Below are 24,031 nucleotides of genomic sequence, written 5' to 3'. Positions count from 1 at the left end.
ATATGGTTCGCTCCCCGCCGACAAAACCGGGAGCCAGCCATGACCATCGACACCCTGATCGACGCCGTCATCGACCGCGAAGGCGGCTACACCAACCACCCGGCAGACCGAGGCGGCCCCACCCGCTACGGCATCACGCAAGGCGTAGCCCGCGCCAACGGCTACACCGGCGACATGCGCACTTTCCCCCGCGAGCAGGCGGAAACCATCTACCGCCGCCTCTACTGGACCCGCCCCGCCTTCGACCAGATCGCCTCCCGAGCGCCCAGAATCGCCGAAGAACTCTTCGACACCGGCGTCAACATGGGCCCCGCGGTGGCCGCCACCTTCCTCCAACGCGCGCTCAACGCGCTCAACCGAGGTGCCACCGACTATTCCGACATGACCCTCGACGGCCGCATCGGCCCGGCAACTTTAACCGCCCTCGACGCCTTCCTCGCCCGCCGCAAACCCGGCGGCGAAACCGTGCTCCTGAAAGCGATCGAGGCGCTGCAAGGCGAACGCTACGTCGCCCTCGCCGAGACCCGCCCCGCCAACGAAGCCTTCCTCTACGGCTGGCTAGCGAACCGCACCTGACGCCCCGGCGAAACGCTCCCAGCGTCTACACTTCCTGTACTTCACTTTTGCCGGAGGCAGCCAATGACCCCGCAACCCCTTGATCCAGCGCCAGACCCCTGGATCACCCGAGCCCGCCCCACGTTCCTCTACGTGATGTACACATTGCTGCTCGGCGCGATCCCCGCCGGCCTGATCGCCGCCGTCCGCCCGCAAATGGCGCAGGCGATCGCGGCCGGGATGGCGGCATATCTAAACGCAATCCCCGAACCGCTCTACGCGCTCTTCGGCACCGGCTATCTCGGCTACACGGTCGCGCGGGAATGGGGGAAGGGGCGGTGACGCGCACCCTTACCGCCACGGCCCTTACCGCCACTCCCATAACCGCGCGCGCATTACCGCCACCCCCTAACCGTTCGTGCCGAGTAGCGACCGAGTAGCCCGCTTGGGCGTATCGAGGGCGCGTATCGAGGTACAGGTGACGCGCGCAACCTCAATCCCTCGATACGCACTCTCGACAAGCTCGATCGCTACTCGGGACGAACGGCAGGAGGTAGCGTAAGCGGACATGGTCGGACCCCGTTGCACCCCCAAAACCAAACCCTACATCGCTGCCATGAGCAACGACCCCCACGCCATGCCGACCTGGCACGGCACCACCATCCTCTCGGTCCGCCGCGGCGGCAAGGTCGTCGTCATCGGCGACGGCCAGGTCTCGATGGGCCAGACCGTCATGAAACCCAACGCGCGGAAAGTCCGCCGCCTCGGTGACGGCAGCGTAATCGGCGGGTTCGCCGGCGCGACCGCCGACGCCTTCACCCTGTTCGAACGCCTCGAGCGGAAACTCGAGGCGCACCAGGGGCAGCTGCTGCGCGCCGCGGTCGAACTCGCCAAGGACTGGCGCACCGACAAGTTCCTCCGCAACCTCGAGGCGATGATGATCGTCGCCGACAAGGACGTGACGCTGATCCTCACCGGCAATGGCGACGTGCTCGAACCCGAGAACGGCGTCGCCGCGATCGGCTCCGGCGGCAACTACGCGCTCGCCGCCGCCCGAGCGCTGGTCGAATACGAGACCGACGCCGAGGTGTTGTGCCGCAAGGCAATGCACATCGCGTCCGAACTCTGCGTCTACACCAACGACCGCCTCACGGTCGAAACGATGGACAGCACGACCTGATCTGCCTTCACCCCTCCCTGGAAGGGAGGGGCCGGGGGTGGGTCGGCCCGAGAGGAAACGCCGTCCGCGCCCCATACCGACCCACCCCCAACCCCTCCCTTCCAGGGAGGGGAGCAGAGTAGCCCCATGAACGACCAGCTCACCCCCAAGGCCGCCTTGACGCCTAAACAAATCGTCGCCGCGCTCGACGCCCACATCATCGGTCAGGCCGCCGCCAAGCGCGCGGTCGCCGTCGCGATGCGCAACCGCTGGCGCCGCCAGCAGCTCAGCGAAGACCTCCGCGACGAGGTCACGCCCAAGAACATCCTGATGATCGGACCGACCGGCTGCGGCAAGACCGAGATCAGCCGCCGCCTCGCCAAGCTCGCCGACGCGCCGTTCGTGAAGGTCGAGGCGACCAAGTTCACCGAGGTCGGCTATGTCGGCCGCGATGTCGAACAGATCGCCCGCGACCTCGTCGAGGAAGCGATCCGCCTAGAGAAGGAACGCCGCCGCGTCGCCGTCAAGGACAAGGCGGAGGAGGCGGCAATGTCGCGCTTGCTCGACGCGCTCACCGGCAAGAACGCCAGCGAAGCGACGCGCGAAAGCTTCAAGCAGCGCTTCCTCGACGGTCATCTCAACAATGCCGAAGTCGAGATCGAGATCGAGCAGGCCCCGGCCATGCCGTTCGACATCCCCGGCGGCGCACCGCAGATGATCAACCTTGGCGAGATGATGAAGTCGTTCGGCGGCGGCCAGCAGCTCAAGCGGCGGAAACTGACGGTCCACGCTGCGTGGGACAAGCTCGTCGAGGAAGAGGCCGACAAGCGCCTCGACCAGGACGAGGTCAGCCGCGCCGCCTTGGCGGACGCGGAAGCCAACGGCATCGTATTCCTGGACGAGATCGACAAGATCGCCGTCTCGGACGGCCGCGGCGGTTCGATCAGCCGCGAAGGCGTGCAGCGCGACCTGCTACCCTTGATCGAAGGCACGACGGTGGCGACCAAATACGGCCCGATGAAGACCGACCACATCCTCTTCATCGCGTCGGGCGCGTTCCACGTCGCCAAGCCGAGCGACCTGCTCCCCGAGTTGCAGGGCCGCCTGCCGATCCGCGTCGAACTGAAGGGGCTCACCGAAGCCGATTTCGTCGCGATCCTGTCGGACACCAAGGCGTCGCTGCCGCTGCAATACAAGGCGCTGATCGCCACCGAAGGCGTCGGCATCGAATTCACCGAAGACGGCATCGCCGCGATCGCCCGCATCGCCGCCGAGGTGAATTCGGAGATCGAGAATATCGGCGCGCGGCGCTTGCAGACGGTGATGGAAAAGCTGCTGGAGGAGGTGAGCTACAACGCGGAGGACCGCGGCGGCTCGAACCTCGTCATCGACGGGGCGTACGTCGACAGCCAGCTAAAGGAAATCGCCCGCAACACCGACCTCAGCCGCTTCGTGCTGTAAAGGCCAAGCCTAACGTTTTCCTGCGAATGCAGGAATCCAGGATCCCAGGCGCTCCGTGCGTGAACCTGGGTTCCTGCGTTCGCAGGAAAACCGAAACGTGACGGAGAATGCCATGGACGTGACCGAAGCCATCGCCGCTCGCCGCTCCGTCCGAGGCTTCCTCGACACCCCCGTCGACGCAACTCTCCTCCACGACCTGGCCACAAAAGCATCCCGGGCCGCAACCGGCGGCAACCTCCAGCCCTGGCACATCGCCATAGTCCAAGGCGAACCCATGACCCGCCTCAAGACCATCATGGCCGAAAAGATCGCCACCGGCATTACCGAAACACCAGCCTACGACATCTATCCCAAGGAGTTAGTCGCCCCCTACCGCGACCGCCGCTACGCCGTCGGCGAAGCGATGTACGCGCACCTCGGCATCCCCCGCGACGACAAGCCCGCGCGGCAGAAATGGTTCGCCCGAAACTTCGAATTCTTCGGTGCGCCCGCCGCCTATTTCTGCACGGTCGACAGGCGAATGGGCCCACCGCAATGGTCGGACCTCGGCATGTACCTGCAAAACCTGATGCTGCTCGCGGTGGATGCCGGCCTCGCCACCTGCCCGCAGGAATGCTGGGCGATGTATCCGGAAACGATCGGATCGTTTCTCGGCATACCGGAAGACCGCATGCTCTTCTGCGGCATGGCGATCGGCCACGAAGACAAGAGCGCGCCTGCCAATGCGTTGCGCACGGGGCGTGCAGACGAAGCGAATTGGTTGACGACAATTGGCTGAGATCGGCCATCGTCGCCAACCAAAACACCACCCCGGCGAAGGCCGGGGCCCAATTGGGGAACGCTTATGGTGAAGCCGCGCACGGTCACGCCGGCTTTGCCAATTGGGCCCCGGCCTCCGCCGGGGTGGAGTGTGCGTGCCAAGTGTGCATACGACAAGTTTGTTCACCCGCGAAGGCGGGAACCCCGACCGGGTCCCCGCCTTCGCGGGGAAACAAGCTTTTTAGAGAACCACCGTCACCGGCTTCGCGCCCTTGATCCCAGCCAGGATCATCGCCTCCCAGACCGCAGGGTCACCCGCCGCGGCCATCGCCTTGTCAGGCTCGCGCAACGTCTTCAGCACCGCCAGCGCATCCGGCAGATAATCCGGCCACGCATCGTCGATCAGCCGCGACGCCGACTCGGCATCGCCACCTGCGTTGCAGCTGATCCGCTGTCCCGCCAGCACGCGCGCGACGCGTTCGGCAACGGGGGTCGTGGAAACGTCCATGAGCATTCTCCTCGCGGGACTGGTCTATACCAAACCCGCGAGGCGAACGAATGCTCCTTTTAGCGTGCCGGGCCCGAACCCGCGCCACGCGCAGGACCACGGCCGCCGCCGCCATTGCCGCCGCCAGCCGGACGACCACCGCCCTGACCGCCGGGACGACCGCCACCCTGCGGACGACCGCCGCCGCCTTGGCCGCCACCCTGGCCACCACGACTGGCACCCGCATAGTTGCGGCCGGTCGACCCGGTCGCCCTCGGCGAATGCGTCGCGCGCGGACGTGCCGGATCGCGCGGACGGTCGATCCGGACCTCGGGATCGGCGCCCATCGTCTTCACACGCGTCTGCTTGATCTGGTTGGACAGGTTGACGAAATCCTCAGGCAATGCGCGCACCTGGACCTTCTGGCGGGTGATCCGCTCGATGTCGCGCAGGTACGCCTTCTCGTCATCCGCGCAGAACGCGACGGCGATGCCGCTGGCACCCGCACGCGCGGTACGGCCGATGCGGTGGACATACTGCTCGGCGACGTTGGGCAGCTCGAAGTTGATGACGTGCGAAACGCCCGAGACGTCGATCCCTCGCGCGGCAATGTCGGTCGCGATCAGGACCTTGACCTTGCCCTGCTTGAACTCGCCGAGTGCCCGCTCGCGCTGGCCCTGGCTCTTGTTGCCGTGGATCGCGTTCGACGCGATGCCGTTGCCCGCGAGCAGCTTCACGACGCGGTCGGCGCCATGCTTGGTGCGCGTGAAGACGAGCGCGCGGTCGATTGCCGGATCGGCCAGCGTGATCGTCAGCAGCGCCTGCTTCTCCGACTGGTTGCAGAAGGTGACATACTGGTCGACGCGCTCGGCGGTGGTCGCGGCCGGCTTCACCGACACCGTCTTCGGGTCGAGCAGGAACTGGCTGGCCAACTCGCGGATCGCGACCGGCATCGTCGCCGAGAAGAACAAGGTCTGGCGCTTCTTCGGCAGCATGCGGACGATCTTCTTCAGCGCATGGATGAAGCCGAGATCCATCATCTGGTCGGCTTCGTCCAGCACGAGGATCTCGATCATCGACAGGTTCACGAAGCCCTGCTCGATCAGGTCGATCAGGCGGCCCGGCGTCGCGACGAGGATGTCGACGCCGCGGCTCATGTCCTGGCGGTTCTTGTTGATGCTGGTGCCGCCGAACACGGTCGTCACCGACATCTTGCTGAACTGGCCGTAGGCGCGGGCGCTGTCGGCGATCTGGCTGGCCAGTTCGCGCGTCGGTGCGAGCACCAGCATGCGGCAATGCGTCGGCAGGACGCGCTTCTGGTTCTCGGTCAGGCGCTGGATCGACGGCAGCACGAACGCCGCGGTCTTGCCGGTGCCGGTCTGCGCGATGCCGAGCAGATCGCCGCCCTCGAGCAGGATCGGGATCGACTGCGCCTGGATCGGCGTCGGTTCGGTATAGCCCTTGGCTTCGAGCGCGCGGACGAGCGGCTCGGCCAGGCCGAGGTTTGCAAATGACATGTAGAGTCTCTCAAATGTGCCGGGCTCGCGAATCCACACAGGGATGCGCGAGGGGCGGTGGTGTTTTGACACCCCGCGTGAAAAGGGAAGCCCGTTGGAAACGACCGAGGCGGAGCTAAGACCGTAAAGGTCCAATCACGCTGCATTACGCCTCGATGACGGCCATCTGGCGTATCATGGTCGAAAAGTCAAGTTCGACTCGTTTCGGCACCCTTTACGACCTCAGCTCCGGATCTGGCCGAGGTGCAGATAGCGCTCGTTGAATTCCGCGGCGTCGCGCAGCCGAGGCCAGTCGGTCACGCTCACCTGCCGCTTCTTGCGCGCGATCAGCCCGTCGTTTTCGAGCGATTTGAGCACGCGGTTGACGTGCACGGGGGTCAGCCCGAGCGCATCGCCGAGCTGCTCCTGCGTCATCGGCAGCTCGTACGCCATCGCATCCCCGAGCGTCGATTTCTTGAACCGCACCGAGAATTCGCAGAGCAGATGCGCCAGCCGGCTGCGCGCGTTGCGTCGGCCGACGTTGAGCAGCCACTCGCGGTGGATCGATGCCTCGACCAGCGCATCGATCCACAACGCCTGACCCGCGGCGGGACACGCCTCGATGAACTGGCGCAATGCCAGGATCGGCACCTCGGCCAGCGTCAGCCGGGTCAGTGCCTGGATGTCGTGATCGGATTCGTCGAGGAACAGGTTCTGCAGGTCGACGAACTCGCCGGGCATCAGGATCGACACGATCTCGCGCTCGCCGTTAGGAGTCAGCTTCTGTCGATAGGCGAGCCCGTCGAGGATGAACGCGCACCGTGTCGGGCGCTGGCCCTCGCGCAGCATATAGGTGGACGCGTCGATCGTCCGCATTTTGAATGGCAACGCTGCGATCTGGGCGCGGTCGTCCGCACTCATCGCCATCCGCGACTCGAACTTTCGTATAACTTGTTCAGTCACGGTGGACATATCCACGTGCACTCTCCGCATCCAGTGCAGGAGCACTCGTTTCTCGCTGTCACCCCTTCTTGGATAGCGCGTCGGCGCGGAACGCACCTTATCCCAGGATTGAGCGGACTGACAAAACCCATGTTATATTACAACGGGAACGTTCCGGCATGCTCGCCGATCGACGATGCTTGGCCATATCGGCTCAGAGATGCGGCGATCCGGGTGCGCCGGCGGGCGTGTCGCCGGGTTCGTCGGCCGGTTCGTCGCCCGGCTCGTCGATCGTTACGGCAACCGCGAGCAGCACGTTCCCCTGGTCGTTTCGCACCGTGACGCGGAAGCGTGCGCCGTGGCGTGCGATGGCCGGATGGTCGCTAAGGTAATCGCCCGCGAAGATGACCGCCTGGACGCGCGCTTCCTCGTCGTCCGCCAGATCGGTGCCGTCGTCGTCATTGACGTGTTTGTGGTTGTCGATGTCGAAGAAGTATCTGGGCATGCTCGACTTCCTCAACCGTTACGCAAGCCCGACGATAACAGGCCGACAATCGCTCCGCTCTTACCAAAATCAGTTTCTGCGCGCGCTGCGTGCTCGACTTGAACTGCGTCGCGAGCGTAGGATGCGTGCAAACAATAGAGGATCCGCCGCATGAAACTGGCCAGCCTTAAGCGCCCCGATGCCATCAAGGGACGAGCGCGCGGACGAGACGGCAAGCTCGTCGTCGTGTCGAACGATCTCGCCTGGTATGCCGATGCGAGCCACATCGCGCCGACGCTGCAGGCCGCGCTCGACGACTGGGACCGGCTGTCGCTCGATCTCAAGAATCTGTCGACCGATCTCGAACACGAGATGATCCCGATGCGGCGCTTCCACGAGCATGACGCCGAGTCGCCGTTGCCGCGTGCGTATCAATGGGCGGACGGGTCGGCCTATGTGAATCATGTGGCGCTGGTCCGTCAGGCACGGGCGGCGGAGATGTCCGACAGCTTCTGGCACGATCCGCTGATGTATCAGGGGGGCTCGGACGGCTTCCTGGGGCCGCGCGACCCGATCCCGCTCGGTGACGAGGCTTGGGGGTGCGACATGGAAGCCGAGGTGGTGGTCGTTACCGGCGACGTGCCGATGGGCGCGACCCGCGAAGAGGCGCTGGCCGCGATCCTGCTGGTCGGCCTGACCAACGACGTGTCCTTGCGCAACCTGATCCCCGGCGAACTCGGCAAGGGCTTCGGCTTCTTCCAGTCGAAGCCGGCGAGTGCCTTTTCGCCCGTGTTCGTGACCCCCGATGCGCTCGGCGACTGGTGGCAGGGCGGCAAGCTGCACCGCAAGCTCATGGTCGATCTCAACGGCCAGCCGCTCGGTCGCGCCGAGGCCGGAGAGGACATGACGTTCGACTTCGGCACGCTGGTCGCGCATGCCGCCAAGACGCGGAAACTCGGCGCGGGCACGATCGTCGGTTCGGGCACCGTATCGAACCGCGGCCCCGATGGCGGCCCCGGCAAGTCGATCGCCGAGGGTGGCGTCGGCTATTCCTGCCTCGCCGAAGTCCGCACGATCGAGACGATCACCGGCGGCAAGCCGGTCACGCCGTTCCTGAAAAAGGGCGATACCGTCCGCATCTGGGCCGAGGACGACAAGCGCCATCCGATCTTCGGCGTCATCGAACAGACCGTAGAATAGGCGTCACGCCCCCTCCTTGTTTCCCCGCGAAGGCGGGGACCCAGACTGGGCTCCCGCCTTCGCGGGAGAACAAGGAAGCGGAGCAGTTGATGTAGGTGTCTGACCTAGGCTGAAAAACCGGCCCGCTCGAAAATCCCCTCGCAATCGCCGTTGAAATTTAATAACAAGCCTCGGTAAGAGTGTTCCGCGGTCACAGCGGCCTCATGGAGATGGAATCACGATGGCAAGCGAGCATCCGCGCGCCAATTTGCAGCCCGGCCAGAATCTACCAAGATTGGCGCTGCATATCCCCGAGCCGAAGTTCCGCCCCGGCGACGCGGTGGACTTTGCGGAGGTCGACGTGCCCCCCGCCGGCGAGGCACGCCGTCCCGACACCGCGGACAAGGCGTCCGGCTTCACCGATCTCGCCTATACGCTGGTCCGCGTGCTCGACGACGACGGCAACGCGGTCGGCCCGTGGGATCCCAAGCTCTCGCCCGACGTGCTGCGCCGCATGCTGCGCAGCATGGCGCTGCTCCGCGCATTCGACGAACGCATGTTCCGCGCGCAGCGGCAGGGCAAGACCAGCTTCTACATGAAGGCGCTCGGCGAAGAGGCGGTCGCGGTCGCGGCGGCCTATGCGCTCGATTACGAGGACATGTGCTTCCCCTCGTACCGCCAGCAGGGCCTGCTGATCGCGCGGGGCTGGAGCCTCGTCGACATGATGAACCAGATCTACTCGAACACGGCGGACCGGCTCGGCGGCAAGCAGCTGCCGATCATGTATTCGGTCAAGGAAGCCGGGTTCTTCTCGATCTCGGGCAACCTCACGACGCAATACCCGCAGGCAGTAGGCTGGGCGATGGCGTCCGCCGCCAAGGGCGACACGCGGATCGCCGCGACGTGGTGCGGCGAAGGCTCGACCGCGGAGGGCGACTTCCACTCGGCGCTGACATTCGCGACGGTTTACCGCGCTCCGGTGATCTTCAACATCGTCAACAACCAGTGGGCGATCTCGAGCTTCTCCGGGTTCGCGGGTGCTGAGGCGACGACGTTCGCGGCGCGCGCGGTCGGCTACGGCATCGCCGGGCTCCGGGTCGACGGCAACGACGCGCTGGCGGTCTACGCCGCGACGCAGTGGGCCGCCGAGCGCGCACGCACCAACCAGGGCCCGACGCTGATCGAGCACTTCACCTACCGCGCGGAAGGCCATTCGACCTCCGACGATCCCGGCCAGTATCGCAGCGAAGGCGAGCCCAACGCCTGGCCGCTCGGCGACCCGATCAAGCGCCTCAAGGACCACCTCATCCAGATCGGCGAATGGGACGAGGAACGGCACGCCGCGCAGGACAAGGAACTCGCCGAGCAGGTCAAGGCCGCGCAGAAGGAAGCCGAGAAGAACGGCATCCTCGGCCACGGCCTCCACCAGCCGCTCGAGTCGCTGTTCGACGGCGTGTTCGAGGAGATGCCCTGGCATCTGAAGGAGCAACGCCAGCAGATGCTCGACGAGGAATCGGCATCCGGCCGTCCCTGGGATCGCAAGGCATGAGCGCACACATTGGCGTGGTGAGCGCCGGATCGCTCCCTCTCGTCGCCCCACCCCCATCCGTCATCCCAGCGAAAGCTGGGATATCCCGGTTATCGAGCGTGCCCTCGCGGCATGAGGCCCCAGCTTTCGCTGGGGTGACGAAGGTGTTTGTATGAGCGACGTGACAGAAGCACGTGGGTCGGACGCAACCGAGGAAGCGGCTGCGGCTGCGGGCTCGTCGAGCCAAGCGGGCACCGAGCCCACCACTCGCATGAACATGATCCAGGCGATCAATTCCGCCATGGACATCATGATGGCGCGCGATCCCGACGTGATCGTGATGGGCGAGGATGTAGGCTATTTCGGCGGCGTCTTCCGCGCGACCGCCGGGCTCCAGGCCAAGTACGGCAAGACCCGCGTGTTCGACACCCCGATCACCGAATGCGGCATCATCGGCGTCGCGGTCGGGATGGGCGCGTACGGCCTGCGCCCCGTCCCCGAGATCCAGTTCGCCGACTATATCTACCCCGCGCTCGACCAGCTCGTCTCCGAAGCCGCGCGACTCCGATACCGCTCCGCCGGCGAGTTCACCTCACCGATCACGGTCCGCTCGCCGTTCGGCGGCGGCATCTTCGGCGGCCAAACGCACAGCCAGTCGCCCGAAGGGCTCTTCACCCATATGTCCGGCATCAAGACGGTTATCCCGTCGACGCCCTATGACGCAAAGGGCCTGCTGATCGCCGCGATCGAGGACAACGACCCGACGCTCTTCTTCGAGCCCAAGCGCATCTATAACGGCCCGTTCGACGGCTATTGGGATCGCCCGTCGCAGAACTGGTCGAAGCATCCGGCCGGCGAAGTCCCGACCGGCTATTACAAGATCGAGCTCGGCAAGGCGAAGATCGTCCGCGCGGGCGAGGCGCTGACGATCCTCGCCTACGGCACGATGGTTCATGTCTGCACCGCCGTGGTCGCCGAGGCCGGGATCGACGCCGAGATCGTCGACCTGCGCACGCTCGTGCCGCTCGACATCGAGACGATCGAGGCATCGGTGAAGAAGACCGGGCGTTGCATGATCGTCCACGAGGCGACTCGCACCAGCGGCTTCGGCGCGGAGCTGTCGGCGATCGTCCAGGAACGCTGTTTCTACCATCTCGAGGCGCCGATCGAGCGCGTGACCGGGTTCGACACGCCGTACCCGCATAGCCTCGAATGGGCCTATTTCCCGGGGCCGGTCCGCATCGGCGAAGCCCTGAAAAAGATCATGAAGGACGCATAATGGCCCGCTTCACCTTCAAGCTGCCGGACATCGGCGAAGGCATCTCCGAGGCCGAGATCGTCGCGTGGCACGTCGCCATCGGCGACCGCGTCGAGGAGGATTCGCCGATCGCCGACATGATGACCGACAAGGCTACCGTCGAGATGGAATCGCCGGTGACCGGCGTCGTCGTCGAACTCGCGGGCGAGGTCGGCGACCAGGTCTCGATCGGCGCCGCGCTGGTGGTGATCGAGACGGATGCGGTTGAGGTTGCGGACGAGGTCGTCGCCGCGCCGCTGACGTCGGCGCAGGCGGAGACGGCCGAGCAATACGAAGCCGAAAACCCGGGCGTCGAAGAGGTGGTCGAGGCAACTCCCTCTCCCCGCCGGGGAGAGGGTCGGGGTGAGGGGCAGCCCCAGGCGGAAACGCCGGCAACTGCCCCAACCCCTCACCCCAGCCCTCTCCCCAATGGGGAGAGGGAGCAGCAAGGACGTGCTCTCCCCGCAGGGGAGAGGGAGCAGAAGGCGCACGCCGCTGCGACCGACATCGAGCATAAGGCCCACGCGCTTGCATCTCCGGCGGTCCGAGCCCGCGCGCGCGACCTCGGCATCGACCTGGCCTTGGTCAAGACCGACTCCGACCGAGTCCGCCACGCCGACCTCGACGCCTATCTCCGCTACGGCTCAGGCGAGGGCTATCACCCCCCGCACGCCAGCCGCGCCCGCGAAGACCAGCCCATCAAGGTCATCGGCATGCGCCGCCGCATCGCCGAGAACATGGCCGCATCGAAGCGCGCGATCCCGCATTTCACCTATGTCGACGAGATCGACGTCACCGCGCTGGAGGCGATGCGCGCCGACCTCAACGCCAACCGCGGCGGCCGTCCCAAGCTCACCATGCTCCCGCTGATGATCGTCGCGATCTGCAAGACGATCCCCGACTTCCCGATGCTCAACGCGCGCTACGACGACGAAGCCGGCGTGGTCACGCGCCACGGCGCCATCCACCTCGGCATGGCCGCGCAGACCGACGCCGGGCTCACCGTCCCCGTGATCCGCGACGCACAGGACCGCAACGTCTGGCAGCTCGCGACCGAGATCACGCGCCTCGCCGAAGCCGCCCGCGCCGGCAAGCTCGCCCCCAGCGAGATGGGCGGCGGCACGATCACCGTAACCTCGCTAGGCCCGCTCGGCGGCATCGCCACCACGCCGGTCATCAACCGCCCCGAAGTCGCGATCATCGGCCCCAACAAAATCGTCGAACGCCCCATCTTCAAGGGTGACGAAGTGGTGCGCGCGAAACTGATGAACCTGTCGATCAGCTGCGACCACCGCGTCGTCGACGGCTGGGATGCGGCAAGCTTCGTCCAGGGCCTGAAGAAGTACCTCGAAACCCCGGTCCTGCTCTTCGCCGACTAAGCCCGAAAACGCTTCTTCCCCCCTCCCTGAAAGGGAGGGGCCGGGGGTGGGTCGGCCAGCCTTGGTCGCGACGGTTCGACGATACGGAAGCCGACCCACCCCAACCCCTCCTTTCCAGGGAGGGGCGCAGAACCTCAAACGATCTCGAACAACCCCGCCGCGCCCATCCCGCCAGCGGTGCACATCGACACCACCACATAGCGCACGCCGCGCTTGCGCCCCTCGATCAGCGCATGTCCGACGAGCCGCGACCCCGTCATCCCGAACGGATGACCGACCGCGATCGCGCCGCCATTGACGTTATACTTCTCCGGATCGATCCCCAGAAAATCGCGGCAATACAGGCATTGCGACGCGAACGCCTCGTTCAACTCCCACAGCCCGATGTCGGCCACCGACAGACCCGCGCGCTCCAGCAGCTTCGGGATCGCGAACACCGGCCCGATCCCCATCTCCGCCGGGCTGCACCCCGCCGCCTGGAACCCGCGATAGATGCCGAGAATGTCCTTCCCCTCGGCCTCCGCAGTCCTGCGATCCATCAGCAACTGCGCCGAAGCCCCGTCCGACAACTGGCTCGCATTGCCGGCGGTAACGTTCGCCCCCGGCCCGGAGAACTCACCACCCGGCCACACCGTTTTCAACCCGCGCAGCCCCTCCAGCGTCGTGCCCGCGCGAATGCCCTCGTCCTGCGACAAGGTGACGCTCTCGATCCCGGCATGCGCGCCCTGCTTGTCGAACAGCGCCTTCTCCACCGTGATCGGCACGATTTCCTCGGCGAACGCCCCATTCGCAAGCCCAGCGGCAGCACGCTGCTGGCTCATCGCCGCGTAGGCATCCTGCGCCTCGCGGCTGATCCCGTATTTCTCCGCGACGATTTCCGCGGTCTCGATCATCGGGATATACGCCGCCGGCTCCTTCGCCACGACGCTCGCATTGACGTAGCGCGGCGCGTCCTTGGTCACGGTGTAGCTGATCGACTCCATCCCGCCCGCCAGCGCGACATCGGCCTCGTCGCAGATGATCGCCCGCGCGGCGAGCGCCACCGCGGTCAGGCCCGACCCACACTTCCGATCTAGCGTGAACGCCGGCACCGACTCCGGCAGCCCGCCGGCGAAGATCGCCATCCGCCCGGCGTTCCCCCCTTGCGTACCCCATTGATTGCCGACGCCCCAGAACACCTCGTCGATCCGCGCGGGATCGACCCCTGCACGCTCGACCACCGCGTTCATCACGTGCCCGGCAAGCACCGGTGCCTCGGTCGCATTGAAAGCGCCGCGATACGCTTTGCCGATGGCGGTACGGGCAGTCGAGACGATGGCGGCTTCACGCATGCTGGAACCTTTCGAGGATCGGGTATGTGCCCGATCTACCGCGTCGTTCCCGCAACGCAAAGCCCGAAGGCCTCACTTCATCAGGACAAGCTCTTCGGCCATCGTCGGATGCAGTGCGACCGTCGCGTCGAAATCGGCCTTGGTCAGCCCGGCCTTCACCGCCACCGCGGCCGATTGCAGGATTTCGGGGCAGTCCGGCCCGATCATGTGGATGCCGACGACGCGGTCGGTCTCGCCGTCGCAGATCATCTTGTACAGCGAGCGCTCGTTGCGGCCGGCCAGCACGTTCTTCATTGGCCGGAAGTCGGACGTATAGACCTTCACCGATCCCAGCGCCTGCTTCGCCTGCGACTCGGTCATGCCGACGCCGGCCATCGGCGGGTGGCTGAATACCGCGGCGGGGACGTTGGCGTAATCGACCCGCGTCGGCTTGTTGCCGAAGAACGTGTCCGCGAACGCCTGGCCCTCGCGGATCGCGACCGGGGTCAGCTGGATCCGGTTGGTGACGTCGCCGACCGCGAAGATCGAGTCGCAGCTCGACTTGTTGTCCTCGTCGACGATCACCGCGCCCGTCGCGTCCATCTCGACGCCCGCGGTTTCGAGCCCGAGGCCCTTGGTGTTGGGCAGGCGACCCGTGGCGAACATCACGAGGTCGACGACGATCGGTTCGTGCCCGCTCATGCGGACAGTGAGACACCCGTCTTCGTCCTTCTCGATGCTCTCGAACGCGGCATTGAAGCGGAAGTCGATGCCCTTGCTCATCGAGATCTGGAGCAGGCGGTCGCGAATCGATTCGTCATAGCCGCGCAGGATCACGTCGGTCCGGTTGACCAGCGTGACGTGCGCCCCGAACTGGTGGAAAATCCCGGCGAACTCGTTGGCGATATACCCCGCGCCGGCGATCAGCACGCGCTTCGGCACGTCGTCGAGGTGAAACACCTCGTTCGAGGTTATGCCGTGCTCTGCGCCCGGGAACTCGGGGGTCAACGGATGCGCACCGACCGCGATCAGGATCTTCGCGGCGCTCTTCACGCTACCGTCGGCGAGCGTCACTTCGTTCGGGCCGGACACAACTGCGCGCTGGTGGATGATCTCGACATGGTTGTTCTGGAGCGTGGTGGTATAGGCGCCGTTGATCCGGTCGACCTCTTCCATCACATTGTCGCGCAACACGCGCCAGTCGAACGCGCAGTCGTCGGGGACCTGCCAGCCGAAGCGCTTGGCGTCCTTCAGATCCTCGGCGAAATGCGCGCCGTAGATCAGCAGCTTCTTCGGCACGCAGCCGCGGATCACGCAGGTCCCGCCGACCCTGTATTCCTCGGCAACCGCGACGCGCGCGCCATGCGCGGCGGCGACGCGCGAGGCTCGCGTGCCGCCCGAGCCTGCGCCGATGACGAAGAGGTCATAGTCGAATTGGGTATCGGTCACAGGCAGTCCTCATGCGTCGCGCGCCGCTGGGGAGCGGCTTTGGATGCCATCTGGGGCAGGGGGGATGCGCGGACAACCCCGGCGCAGCGATCACGTTGATCGCTTTGGTCTATCGCTGACCCGCCCTGCGCATCGGCATAGCGTCGATCGTCTGCTCGAGAACGGCGGCGGCGAAGGGCTTGGCGCTGCGTAGTTTCGCGCCGCCATCCTTGCCAATGAGGATCGCGGTGAACGTGGCGGGGAGGCGATATTTGCGGCGGATCGTTGCAGCGGTGTCACCGGCGCCTTGGACCCGGTCGCCGATCACTTCGACAACGGTGAGGTCGCGGTCGTCGCTGTTTGCCTTCCAGTTGGCGAGGATGCGGCGCTGCTCAGCAAGCGCCGCGTCTTGCGAAGACGGCGCTGCCACTATCAAAACCCGCCGTTCCCACTTCATCTGCGCGAGGTTGGGGGAGGCGGCGAGCGCTACGGCAAGAACAAGGGGCATATAAGAGTAACGCGCAACCTTCTGTTGTTCTCCCGCGAGCTATTTGTTCTCCCGCGCAAGCGGGAGCCCAGGGTCACGGGCGCCACGCGTGGTATCCTGGGCCCCCGCGTTCGCGAGGGAACAGAAGATAGCGTCACGTTAACCAAACGCCCGCTCCCTCACTACCACCCCGGCCTTCGCCGGGGTGGCGGAGTGGGGTGGAGCGCACTCAGCAAGCCCCCACCCAAAAATCACCCAAACGCGCGCGTGATCAGATCGTCCGTCGAAGGATCGAACGTCTGCCCGCCCTTCTCCGCGGCCTTCGCCATTTCCTTCCCCAGCTCGACCCCGAACTGGTCGAACGAGTTGATCCCCAGCAAAACGCCGTTCACGAACACCCGGTGCTCGTAAAACGCGATCAGCGCGCCCAGCGTCCGCGCATCCAGGTCGTCGAGCAGCAGCGTCGATGACGGCCGGTCACCCGAATAGCTCCGCGCCGGATCCTCGACCTGCTTGCCCGCCATCAACGCCGCACCCTGCGCGAACGCATTGAGCAACAGCGCCTTGTGATGCTCCTCGGGCAACGTGTCGCCCGGTTCGATCGACGCGACGAACTCGACCGGCACCAGATGCGTGCCCTGGTGGAGCAGCTGGAACACCGCATGCTGCGCTTCCGTACCGACACCACCCCAAGTGATCGCCGCCGACGGCCGCCCGAGCGGCTCGCCTTCCGCGGTCACCGACTTGCCGTTCGACTCCATCTCCAACTGCTGGAGATAGCTCGGCAACAACCGCAGTCGCTCGTCATACGCGAAGGTCGCGCGCGTCTCGGCATGGCGGATCTGCGTGTAATACAGGTCGGCGAACGCCGCGAGCGCCGGCGCGTTCTCGTGCAGCGCGGCGAGGCGGAAATGCCGGTCCATCTCGGCCGCGCCCTCCAGCAATTCCTCGAACCGGTCCCAACCGAGCCCGATCGCCGCCGGAAACCCGATCGTCGACCACAGCGAATAGCGCCCGCCGACGCTTTCGGAGAACGGCAGGATGCGCGTCTCGTCGACGCCCCATTCCATCGCCTTTTCGGGCGCCGCGGTCAGCGCGATCACCCGGCCGTAAGGATCCTCGACATTATGCTCGGTCATCCACTGCAGCACCGCCTCGGCGTTCATCAGCGTCTCGGTCGTGGTGAAGGTCTTCGACGCGACCACCAGCAACGTCGCCGCCGGATCGAACTTGGCGAACACGTCCTCCAGCGCCACGCCGTCGACATTGGCGACGATCCCGACGTCATACCGCTTGTCGTCGCGCCCGAGCGAATCGACCAGCAATTGCGGCCCCAGCGCCGACCCGCCGATCCCGACATGCAGGATATGGCGCACCGGCCCCAGCGCATCCGCCTCGATCGCATCGATCAGCGTCCGCATCCGCGCGTGGCTCGCCTGCGCGATCGCGACGCTCTCGGGCTTGCCCTCGCCGCGCTCGGCGGTGTGCTCGACCGCGCGGCCCTCGGTGACGTTGACGATCTCGCCCGAGAACATCGCCTGGCGCTTGCCCGCCAGATCCTGCGCCTTCGCCATCTCCTCAAACGCCGCGATCATGTCGGTCGTCAGATGCGTCTTCGACCAGTCGAAATGAATGCCCGCGACGTCGAGGCTCAGCTTCGAGAGGCGCTCCGAATCCTGTGCGAACAGGTCGGTCAGCTTGGTGGCGGGCAGGGCTTCGAGTCTGGACCAGTCGGCGGTCATGCTTCTTCTCCGAATAGACGTGCGCGCCGGTCATGCTGCAAGCGCGAGACCGCGACAACGCTCTTTCGGTGACAGGTATCCCGCATACGCTTGACGACGCGCGCAGGTTGAGCAAACCCGCGAGCATGGCAAATGACGTGAAGACACCCGCGCGGTCCAAGGCGCCTCGTTCCGAAACGAGCGAGACCTTCCGCTTCCTGCTGAAGCTCGCGCTGGTCGTGCTGATCCTGCGCAGCTTCATCTTCGCGCCGTTCAGCATCCCGTCCGAATCGATGCTGCCCCGCCTCCTGATCGGCGACTATCTCTTCGTCTCGAAGTGGAACTACGGGTACTCACGCTGGTCGCTCCCCGGCGGCATCCCGCTGATCCCCGGCCGCATCTTCGGCAGCACGCCGACCCGCGGCGACGTCGTCGTCTTCCGCGCGCCCGAAGTGCTCGACCACGACGTCATCAAGCGCGTCATCGGCCTGCCCGGGGAGACGATCCAGATGCGCCAGGGAACCGTCTACCTCAATGGCAAGGCGATCCCGAAGCAGCGCATCGCCGACTTCACGATCCCGCTGACCGCCAATTTCAACGCCGAGAAATGCGGCGCGCCGTTCGTCGATGTCGTCGCCAACGTCCAGATCTGCCGCTACCCCCGCTTCCGCGAAACGCTGCCCAACGGCCGCAGCTACGAAGTGCTCGATCAGGCTCAACTCCCCGACCGCGACGACACCGGGCTCTACACCATCCCCGCCGGCCACATCTTCGTGATGGGCGACAACCGCGACGACAGCGGCGACAGCCGGTTCCCCGCACCGAACGGCATGGGCTACGTCCCGCTCGAAAACGTTGAGGGCAAGGCAGTCGTCAACTTCTTCTCGACCGACGGCGACGCCGAATGGCTCAAGCCCTGGACCTGGGTCAGTGCCGCGCGCTGGAGCCGCATCGGGGAAGGCTTTTGAGCGACCTCGCCGGCTGGCTGAAGACGCTCTTCGGCCGCGTCCCCACCGATCTCGCCCCCTATGAGCGCGCGCTGACCCACGGCAGCCAAGCCGCGGCGAACTATGAGCGCCTCGAATTCCTCGGCGACCGCGTCCTCGGCCTCATCATCGCCGAATGGCTCTACGAACTCTTCGCGACCGACCCGGAGGGCTCGCTCTCGAAGCGCCTCAACGCGCTGGTCACCGGCCCCGTCTGCGCCGACGTCGCCCGAGAACTCGGCGTCCGCGCGCACCTGAAGCTCGGCAAGCAGGCCCGCGACGACGGCGCCAGCGACAGCGACAACGTGCTCGGCGACGTGATGGAGGCGCTGATCGGCGCCTGGTACCAGGAAGCCGGCCTCGACGCCGCCCGCAAGTTCGTCCGCGGCGCCTGGGGGGACAGGGTGCAGGCCGGCGCCAAAGCCCCGCAACACCCCAAGTCCGCGCTCCAGGAATGGGCCGCCGCGCACAACCGCAAGCCCCCCGAATACACCATCGTAGAACGCACTGGCCCCGGCCACGCGCCTAAATTCACGATGCTGGTCTCGATCGGCAAACTCGCCGAAGCGACCGCCACCGGCTCCAGCAAACAAGAAGCCGAAACCGCAGCCGCCAAGGCGTTGCTGGAGAAGCTCGGCTAGGAAGAATTTCGTTCACGCGAAGGCGCAAAGGCGCGAAGGTGATGCGCTCAGCTAATCAGGTCTCGCCCCAAACGGCTCCGAGATATTCGGCGGCGTATAATTGAAGCGTGTGCGAGCCCCATCCACACCATCTTCGCGCCTTTGCGCCTTCGCGTGAACCAATCTGCCTTCGCACGACGCGATGACGAACAGCCGTTTTCCCTGTACAGCCGCAAGCAACACCAGTTCGAAAAGAGCCTATGACTGACACGAATACCCAGCCCGACACCAAGCCCGCCCCCAAGCATTGCGGCCTAGTCGCCATCGTCGGCGCGCCCAACGCGGGCAAGTCGACGCTCGTCAACGCGCTCGTCGGCCAGAAGGTCGCGATCGTCAGCCCCAAGGCGCAGACCACGCGCGCCAAGCTGATGGGCGTCGCGATCGAGGGCGACACGCAGATCCTGCTCGTCGACACCCCCGGCATTTTCGAGCCCAAGCGCCGCTTCGACCGCGCGATGGTTGCCGCCGCCTGGGGCGGCGCGGAGGGTTCCGACATCATCGCGCTGGTGGTCGATGCCAAGGGCGGGATCGGCGGCAAGGTCACCACGATCGTCGAATCGCTGGTCGGCCGCACCGAGCCGATCTGGCTGATCCTCAACAAGGTCGACCTCGCCGACAAGACCAAGCTGCTGATCCACGCCGAGAAACTCAACGCGCTGCTCCCGTTCGCCGAGACGTTCTTCATCAGCGCCGGCACCGGCGACGGCCTCGCGCACTTCAAGACCGAGCTGGCGAAAGCGATGCCCGAGGGGCCCTGGCACTACCCCGAGGACCAGGTCTCCGACTCGACCGAACGCGCGCTCGCGTCGGAGGTCACGCGCGAACAGCTCTATCTCCAGCTCCACGCCGAACTCCCCTACGCCAGCACGATCGAGACCGAGCAGTATATCGAACGCCAGGACGGGTCGTTGGAGATCCACCAGCAGATCCTCGTCGAGCGCCCCACCCAGCGCGCGATCGTCCTCGGCAAGGGCGGCGTCCGCATCAAGGAAATCGGCGCCCGCTCCCGCATCGAACTCGCCTCGATCACCGGCAAGCCCGTCCACCTATATCTGCACGTCAAGGTAAAACCCGGCTGGGACGAAGACCGCGAAGTCTACCGCGACATGGGCCTCGACTGGGTCGACTGACCCACCAGCCCGCTACCCTTAACAACTTGTTCCCCCGCGAAGGCGGGGGCCCAGCCTGGGCTCCCGCCTTCGCGGGAGAACAAGCTTGCTATCCGCAGTAAGCCGCAACCACACCCCCACTCAACACCACCCCGGCGAAGGCCGGGGCCCAATTGGAAAGGTTGGAGTGACTGAGCGCAGTCCGCCGTTAGAACCGTTTCCCAATTGGGCCCCGGCCTCCGCCGGGGTGGATTGAGAGGGAATCTCAGCGGTAACTAGGAAAGCACCTCCTCTACCCAATCCGGCACCAGCACCCCCGCCGCCCCGATCCGCGTTTCCCCAAAAAACACGCTCCCCATCGACGGCTCCAGGTTCAACTCCAGCGTCCGCGCGCCGTGATACGCCGCAGTCTGCACGAACCCCGCCGCCGGATACACCGCCCCCGAAGTCCCCACCGAAACGAACAGGTCGGCCTTCGCCAACGCCGCCTCGATCCGCTCCATCTGGTATGGCATCTCCCCAAAGAACACGATGTCGGGCCGCAACGCCGCCGCACCGCAAGCCCCACACACCGACCCCTCGGGCAAAGCCCCCGTCGTAGCCTCCCGCGCCCCACACACAGCACACAGCGCCGACAGCAACTCCCCATGCATATGGAGCATCCGCCCCCCACCGATTGGCGCCCCCGCGCGCTCATGCAGGTCATCGACATTCTGCGTCACGATCAGCAACTCGCCGTCCCAACCCGCATCCAGCCGCGCCAGCGCCCGGTGCGCCGCATTGGGCTCCACCCCCGCTAAAGCCGCCCGCCGCAGATCGTAAAACCGGTGCACCAACTCCGGATCCGCCGCGAGCGCCTCGGGCGTGCAAACATCTTCGACGCGATGTCCCTCCCAAAGCCCACCCGGCCCCCGAAACGTCGCGATCCCGCTCTCCGCCGAAATCCCGGCCCCGGTAAGAACGACGATGTTTCTGATATCCTGCATCGCCACAGGATAAGCCGCGTTCGCCAAGTCCGAAAGGGCGCGCAATGCAGTCGGAACCCGTCGCCGACCCACCGACGAGACGCCATCTCCCATTTCAGCGCGCCAAGCCTATGAAGGGCCATGCGCCGTTATGAAAAACGCCAGCGGCTGCTGGCAATCGGGCTCGCCGCGCTGGCGGGATTCGTCGATGCGCTGGGGTTTCTGAAGCTCGGCGGCCTGTTCGTTTCGTTCATGAGCGGCAATTCGACGCGGCTGGCGGCAGGTATCACCGGCGTCGTGCCGGGCAGCCTGTTCGCGGGTGCGCTGATCGCGGCGTTCGTCGGCGGGGTCATGGCTGGCGAAACCGTCGGGCGACTGGCGGGACGACGGCGGAAGCAGGCGGTACTGGCGTTCGTGCTGGTCGCGCTGGCGATCGCCTCTGCGACGGCGACGCGCGGTGGCGACCTCGTTCTGGCGCCGCTGCTGATGGCGGTGGCGATGGGATCGGCGAACGCGGTGTTCCAGCGCGACGGCGAGGTCAGCGTGGGCGTCACCTACATGACCGGCACGCTCGTCAAGATCGGCCAGCACCTCACGACCGCGTTCGCCGGCGGTCCCCGCTTTGCCTGGGTGCCCTATCTCCTCCTGTGGCTGGGGTTGATCGCGGGAGCGACCGCGGGCGCCGCAGTGTTCCCCATTCTGGATCTGAAGGCGCTGTGGATCGCAGTGGCGCTCGCCGCGCTGCTACTCGTGGGTGCCGCCACGCTGGGAACCTCGCACGAGGAATAAGGCGGTGAGCGGAATGGGAAGGATAGCGGCCGGCCCGCTTTCAAGCAGCAAGCGAGAAACAGATGTTCAAACTCAATGGCGCCACGCCGCCTAACCTTGGCTCAAGCGAGCCGCAGCCTGCGATAGACCGTGTCGAATGCCGTTATGCGCGGTCAAGTGAACGGAAGGTAAGGCACCGCGCTCCAGGTGCGGCGCACGGCGCCTCCCCGGCTCAGTAATTCCACTGCAATTGCGTACGGATCACGTCGCCTTCGGCGCGCCCCGCCAGCCGTTCGTCGCCTTCGCGCCGCTGCATATGGGCATAGGCAAGCGTCAGCTCGAGCTCGGGGTTCGGCTGGAACTCAATCCCCAATTCGATCTCGTCGGTCTCGAGCCGGGGCGCGTTGGTCAGTGCCTTCCAGCCGCCGCGGTAATATTGCCAGCGCGCATAGGGCATGAACGGCCCGACCGGCGAGCGCCGCACGCGTGCCATCGTCTGGACGTAGCCGCCGTTCAGCGGAAGAGAGCGGATCGCCTGGCGGGACACGTCGAATTCGGGACCACGCCCCCAGTTCCATTCCGCCTGGAAGCCCAACGGTTGCGGGTAGAGCACCGCATGGATCCCGCCGCGTTCCTCGCGGTAGACGGTGTCGCTCGTCCCGCCGCTGCGGATTTCAGGCTGTACGCCATTGCGCAACAGGGCACCGCCCAGTTCGAGCACCTGCCCGTCGAACGCCCCGCCCAGCCCGTCGAGCGCGAACGGCCAGGTCGCCATCGCGACCGTCATCACGCCGTCGTTGGTTTCGGTCCGGTTGATCCCTTGCCCGTTGAAGACGCCAACGCCGAACGCGCCGTAATTGCCGAACAGCTTCTGCCCGTCCTCCTCCAGCCTCTGCCAGATGCGTTCGACCTGGCGTGGGGTGTAATAGGCGATCACGCCGATATCGCGCTCCCCCGGCACCGCACTATTGATGCCGTCGCTGCGATCGAGCGTCAGGCGGTTGGACGAGGATTGCATGTTCTCCCACCCGAACGGCACCTTCGACTGACCGAAGCGCAGCCGGAACCGCTTGTCGCGGTCGAGGAAGGTATCGACGTACGCGTCGCGGAGCTGGACAAACCCTTCGCGGCGTTCACCGCCCGACTGATTGGCGACGCTGTTTGCGAAGTCAGGCTGGAAGTAGAAGGAGACGCGGTCGCTCAGATCGCCCTGCAGGATCAGGCGAATTCGGCGGAAGGTGAAGTTGGTATCGTCGCCGATCCCGCCGTCCCCGACCGAGCGCAACCGCGAGATTCCGTCCGGCGCGCGGCGGTCGCCGCTGATGATCTCGTTGAAGCGCAATTGCGTATAGCCGCGAATGGCGATGCGGTCGTACCATTGCTGTTTGGCGGGTTTCTCGACGGCAGCGATCGCGACCGTCGGTTGTTCCGCACGCGGCGCGGCCGGCGCGGTCGTCGCGGTCGGCGCGGTCGTTGGCGCCGCTGCGACGGCCACACTCGCGGGCGTCGTCGGCGCGGGGCCGGGCGACGCCTTACCCTTTTGCGCGGCTTTCATCTCGGCGATCGTCGCCTTCAGTTCATCGATCTGCGCCTGCAATTCCTGCACCGTCTGCGCCTGCGCGCCTTCTACGGGGAGGATCGCGAAGATTGCGCCGAACGAGGCCGATAAAAGTCGTCGTTGCACGGATCATACTCACGGATCGTCGACGCTGCAGGCGATACGGCACCGCCCCTGATCGTCGCTGCAACCCGAACAGGGGCCGCCGATCGGCCCGCCTATTGCCGCAGGATCAGGACCTCGGCAAGATCCCGTCGCAGTGCCGATACTGCTGCTGCCAACGTCCGCAAGTG

22 protein-coding genes and 1 pseudogene are annotated in these 24,031 nt (G+C 65.9%); 13 read left to right on the top strand and 10 right to left on the bottom strand.

Annotated elements, in window-relative coordinates; all coding sequences use genetic code 11:
* Positions 1–39 precede the first annotated feature (39 nt).
* The 5 genes and pseudogenes from NLI89_RS00115 to NLI89_RS00095 all read left to right on the top strand — a co-directional run bounded on the left by NLI89_RS00115 (position 40) and on the right by NLI89_RS00095 (position 3,953).
* The gene (locus NLI89_RS00115; protein WP_254685124.1) at positions 40–576 is read left to right on the top strand and encodes a glycoside hydrolase family 108 protein; all 537 of its coding nucleotides are present in this window, start codon (positions 40–42) and stop codon (positions 574–576) included.
* Positions 577–663: 87 nt separating this feature from the next.
* Positions 664–897, top strand: a pseudogene (locus NLI89_RS00110) (3TM-type holin); the annotation flags it as partial.
* A 295-nt stretch (positions 898–1,192) separates the two neighbouring features.
* Positions 1,193–1,735, top strand: coding sequence for an ATP-dependent protease subunit HslV (hslV, locus tag NLI89_RS00105; protein WP_056053053.1), 543 nt, complete (start codon positions 1,193–1,195; stop codon positions 1,733–1,735).
* Between the two features lie 126 nt (positions 1,736–1,861).
* The gene (gene hslU / locus NLI89_RS00100) at positions 1,862–3,175 is read left to right on the top strand and encodes an ATP-dependent protease ATPase subunit HslU (protein WP_254685123.1); all 1,314 of its coding nucleotides are present in this window, start codon (positions 1,862–1,864) and stop codon (positions 3,173–3,175) included.
* Between the two features lie 112 nt (positions 3,176–3,287).
* The gene (locus tag NLI89_RS00095; RefSeq protein ID WP_254685122.1) at positions 3,288–3,953 is read left to right on the top strand and encodes a nitroreductase; all 666 of its coding nucleotides are present in this window, start codon (positions 3,288–3,290) and stop codon (positions 3,951–3,953) included.
* Positions 3,954–4,175: 222 nt separating this feature from the next.
* Here NLI89_RS00095 and NLI89_RS00090 read toward each other — a convergent pair whose 3' ends face one another.
* The 4 genes from NLI89_RS00090 to NLI89_RS00075 form a co-directional block, all read right to left on the bottom strand.
* Positions 4,176–4,442 (bottom strand): hypothetical protein, encoded by a 267-nt coding sequence (locus tag NLI89_RS00090; protein WP_254685121.1) that lies wholly within the window; start codon positions 4,440–4,442, stop codon positions 4,176–4,178.
* 59 nt (positions 4,443–4,501) lie between these two features.
* Positions 4,502–5,938, bottom strand: a complete 1,437-nt coding sequence (locus tag NLI89_RS00085; RefSeq protein WP_254685120.1) for a DEAD/DEAH box helicase — start codon at positions 5,936–5,938, stop codon at positions 4,502–4,504.
* 222 nt (positions 5,939–6,160) lie between these two features.
* Positions 6,161–6,793, bottom strand: a complete 633-nt coding sequence (locus NLI89_RS00080; protein ID WP_254685119.1) for a Crp/Fnr family transcriptional regulator — start codon at positions 6,791–6,793, stop codon at positions 6,161–6,163.
* Between the two features lie 280 nt (positions 6,794–7,073).
* Entirely contained in the window at positions 7,074–7,364 is a 291-nt protein-coding gene (locus tag NLI89_RS00075; protein ID WP_254685118.1) for a DUF6894 family protein, read from the bottom strand.
* A gap of 150 nt (positions 7,365–7,514) precedes the next feature.
* Between NLI89_RS00075 and NLI89_RS00070 the strand changes: the two genes are divergently transcribed.
* From NLI89_RS00070 to NLI89_RS00055, 4 genes are all read left to right on the top strand, one after another.
* Positions 7,515–8,543 carry a fumarylacetoacetate hydrolase family protein gene (locus tag NLI89_RS00070; RefSeq protein ID WP_254685117.1) on the top strand — a complete coding sequence of 343 codons (1,029 nt, stop codon included), beginning with the start codon at positions 7,515–7,517 and terminating at the stop codon, positions 8,541–8,543.
* Between the two features lie 220 nt (positions 8,544–8,763).
* Positions 8,764–10,071 carry a thiamine pyrophosphate-dependent enzyme gene (locus NLI89_RS00065; RefSeq protein ID WP_254685116.1) on the top strand — a complete coding sequence of 436 codons (1,308 nt, stop codon included), beginning with the start codon at positions 8,764–8,766 and terminating at the stop codon, positions 10,069–10,071.
* A 250-nt stretch (positions 10,072–10,321) separates the two neighbouring features.
* On the top strand, positions 10,322–11,329 hold the full coding sequence (locus NLI89_RS00060) for an alpha-ketoacid dehydrogenase subunit beta (protein ID WP_254685279.1): 1,008 nt from the start codon (positions 10,322–10,324) through the stop codon (positions 11,327–11,329).
* A complete protein-coding gene (locus NLI89_RS00055; protein WP_254685115.1) occupies positions 11,329–12,726 on the top strand; it encodes a dihydrolipoamide acetyltransferase family protein in 1,398 nt (465 codons plus the stop codon). Before NLI89_RS00060 ends, NLI89_RS00055 begins: the two co-directional genes overlap by 1 nt.
* A gap of 134 nt (positions 12,727–12,860) precedes the next feature.
* Here NLI89_RS00055 and NLI89_RS00050 read toward each other — a convergent pair whose 3' ends face one another.
* The 4 genes from NLI89_RS00050 to pgi form a co-directional block, all read right to left on the bottom strand.
* Positions 12,861–14,057 carry a thiolase family protein gene (locus tag NLI89_RS00050; protein ID WP_254685114.1) on the bottom strand — a complete coding sequence of 399 codons (1,197 nt, stop codon included), beginning with the start codon at positions 14,055–14,057 and terminating at the stop codon, positions 12,861–12,863.
* Positions 14,058–14,129: 72 nt separating this feature from the next.
* Positions 14,130–15,485 (bottom strand): glutathione-disulfide reductase, encoded by a 1,356-nt coding sequence (gorA, locus tag NLI89_RS00045; RefSeq protein ID WP_254685113.1) that lies wholly within the window; start codon positions 15,483–15,485, stop codon positions 14,130–14,132.
* Between the two features lie 109 nt (positions 15,486–15,594).
* Positions 15,595–15,972, bottom strand: a complete 378-nt coding sequence (locus NLI89_RS00040) for a DUF4174 domain-containing protein (protein ID WP_254685112.1) — start codon at positions 15,970–15,972, stop codon at positions 15,595–15,597.
* 230 nt (positions 15,973–16,202) lie between these two features.
* Entirely contained in the window at positions 16,203–17,693 is a 1,491-nt protein-coding gene (gene pgi, locus NLI89_RS00035) for a glucose-6-phosphate isomerase (protein ID WP_254685111.1), read from the bottom strand.
* Between the two features lie 125 nt (positions 17,694–17,818).
* On the opposite strand from pgi, the gene lepB reads away from it, so the two are divergent.
* The 3 genes from lepB (at position 17,819) to era (ending at position 20,468) form a co-directional block, all read left to right on the top strand.
* A complete protein-coding gene (lepB, locus tag NLI89_RS00030) occupies positions 17,819–18,640 on the top strand; it encodes a signal peptidase I (RefSeq protein WP_254685110.1) in 822 nt (273 codons plus the stop codon).
* Positions 18,637–19,299 carry a ribonuclease III gene (rnc, locus tag NLI89_RS00025; RefSeq protein ID WP_254685109.1) on the top strand — a complete coding sequence of 221 codons (663 nt, stop codon included), beginning with the start codon at positions 18,637–18,639 and terminating at the stop codon, positions 19,297–19,299. Before lepB ends, rnc begins: the two co-directional genes overlap by 4 nt.
* Positions 19,300–19,538: 239 nt before the next feature.
* The gene (gene era / locus NLI89_RS00020) at positions 19,539–20,468 is read left to right on the top strand and encodes a GTPase Era (RefSeq protein WP_254685108.1); all 930 of its coding nucleotides are present in this window, start codon (positions 19,539–19,541) and stop codon (positions 20,466–20,468) included.
* Between the two features lie 254 nt (positions 20,469–20,722).
* On the opposite strand, the gene NLI89_RS00015 is transcribed toward era, so the two are convergent.
* Complete coding sequence (locus NLI89_RS00015; protein ID WP_254685107.1) at positions 20,723–21,433, bottom strand: NAD-dependent deacylase; 711 nt, start codon at positions 21,431–21,433, stop codon at positions 20,723–20,725.
* Positions 21,434–21,553: 120 nt separating this feature from the next.
* Between NLI89_RS00015 and NLI89_RS00010 the strand changes: the two genes are divergently transcribed.
* Positions 21,554–22,201 carry a YoaK family protein gene (locus tag NLI89_RS00010; protein WP_254685106.1) on the top strand — a complete coding sequence of 216 codons (648 nt, stop codon included), beginning with the start codon at positions 21,554–21,556 and terminating at the stop codon, positions 22,199–22,201.
* 211 nt (positions 22,202–22,412) lie between these two features.
* Here NLI89_RS00010 and NLI89_RS00005 read toward each other — a convergent pair whose 3' ends face one another.
* The gene (locus tag NLI89_RS00005) at positions 22,413–23,864 is read right to left on the bottom strand and encodes a porin (protein WP_254685105.1); all 1,452 of its coding nucleotides are present in this window, start codon (positions 23,862–23,864) and stop codon (positions 22,413–22,415) included.
* Between the last annotated feature and the right edge of the window lie 167 nt (positions 23,865–24,031).

This window comes from Sphingomonas faeni (assembly GCF_024273235.1).
Lineage (GTDB): Bacteria > Pseudomonadota > Alphaproteobacteria > Sphingomonadales > Sphingomonadaceae > Sphingomonas > Sphingomonas faeni_A.
Note: the sequence above shows the minus strand (reverse complement) of the source record. Positions and strands in the feature narration are given on the sequence as shown.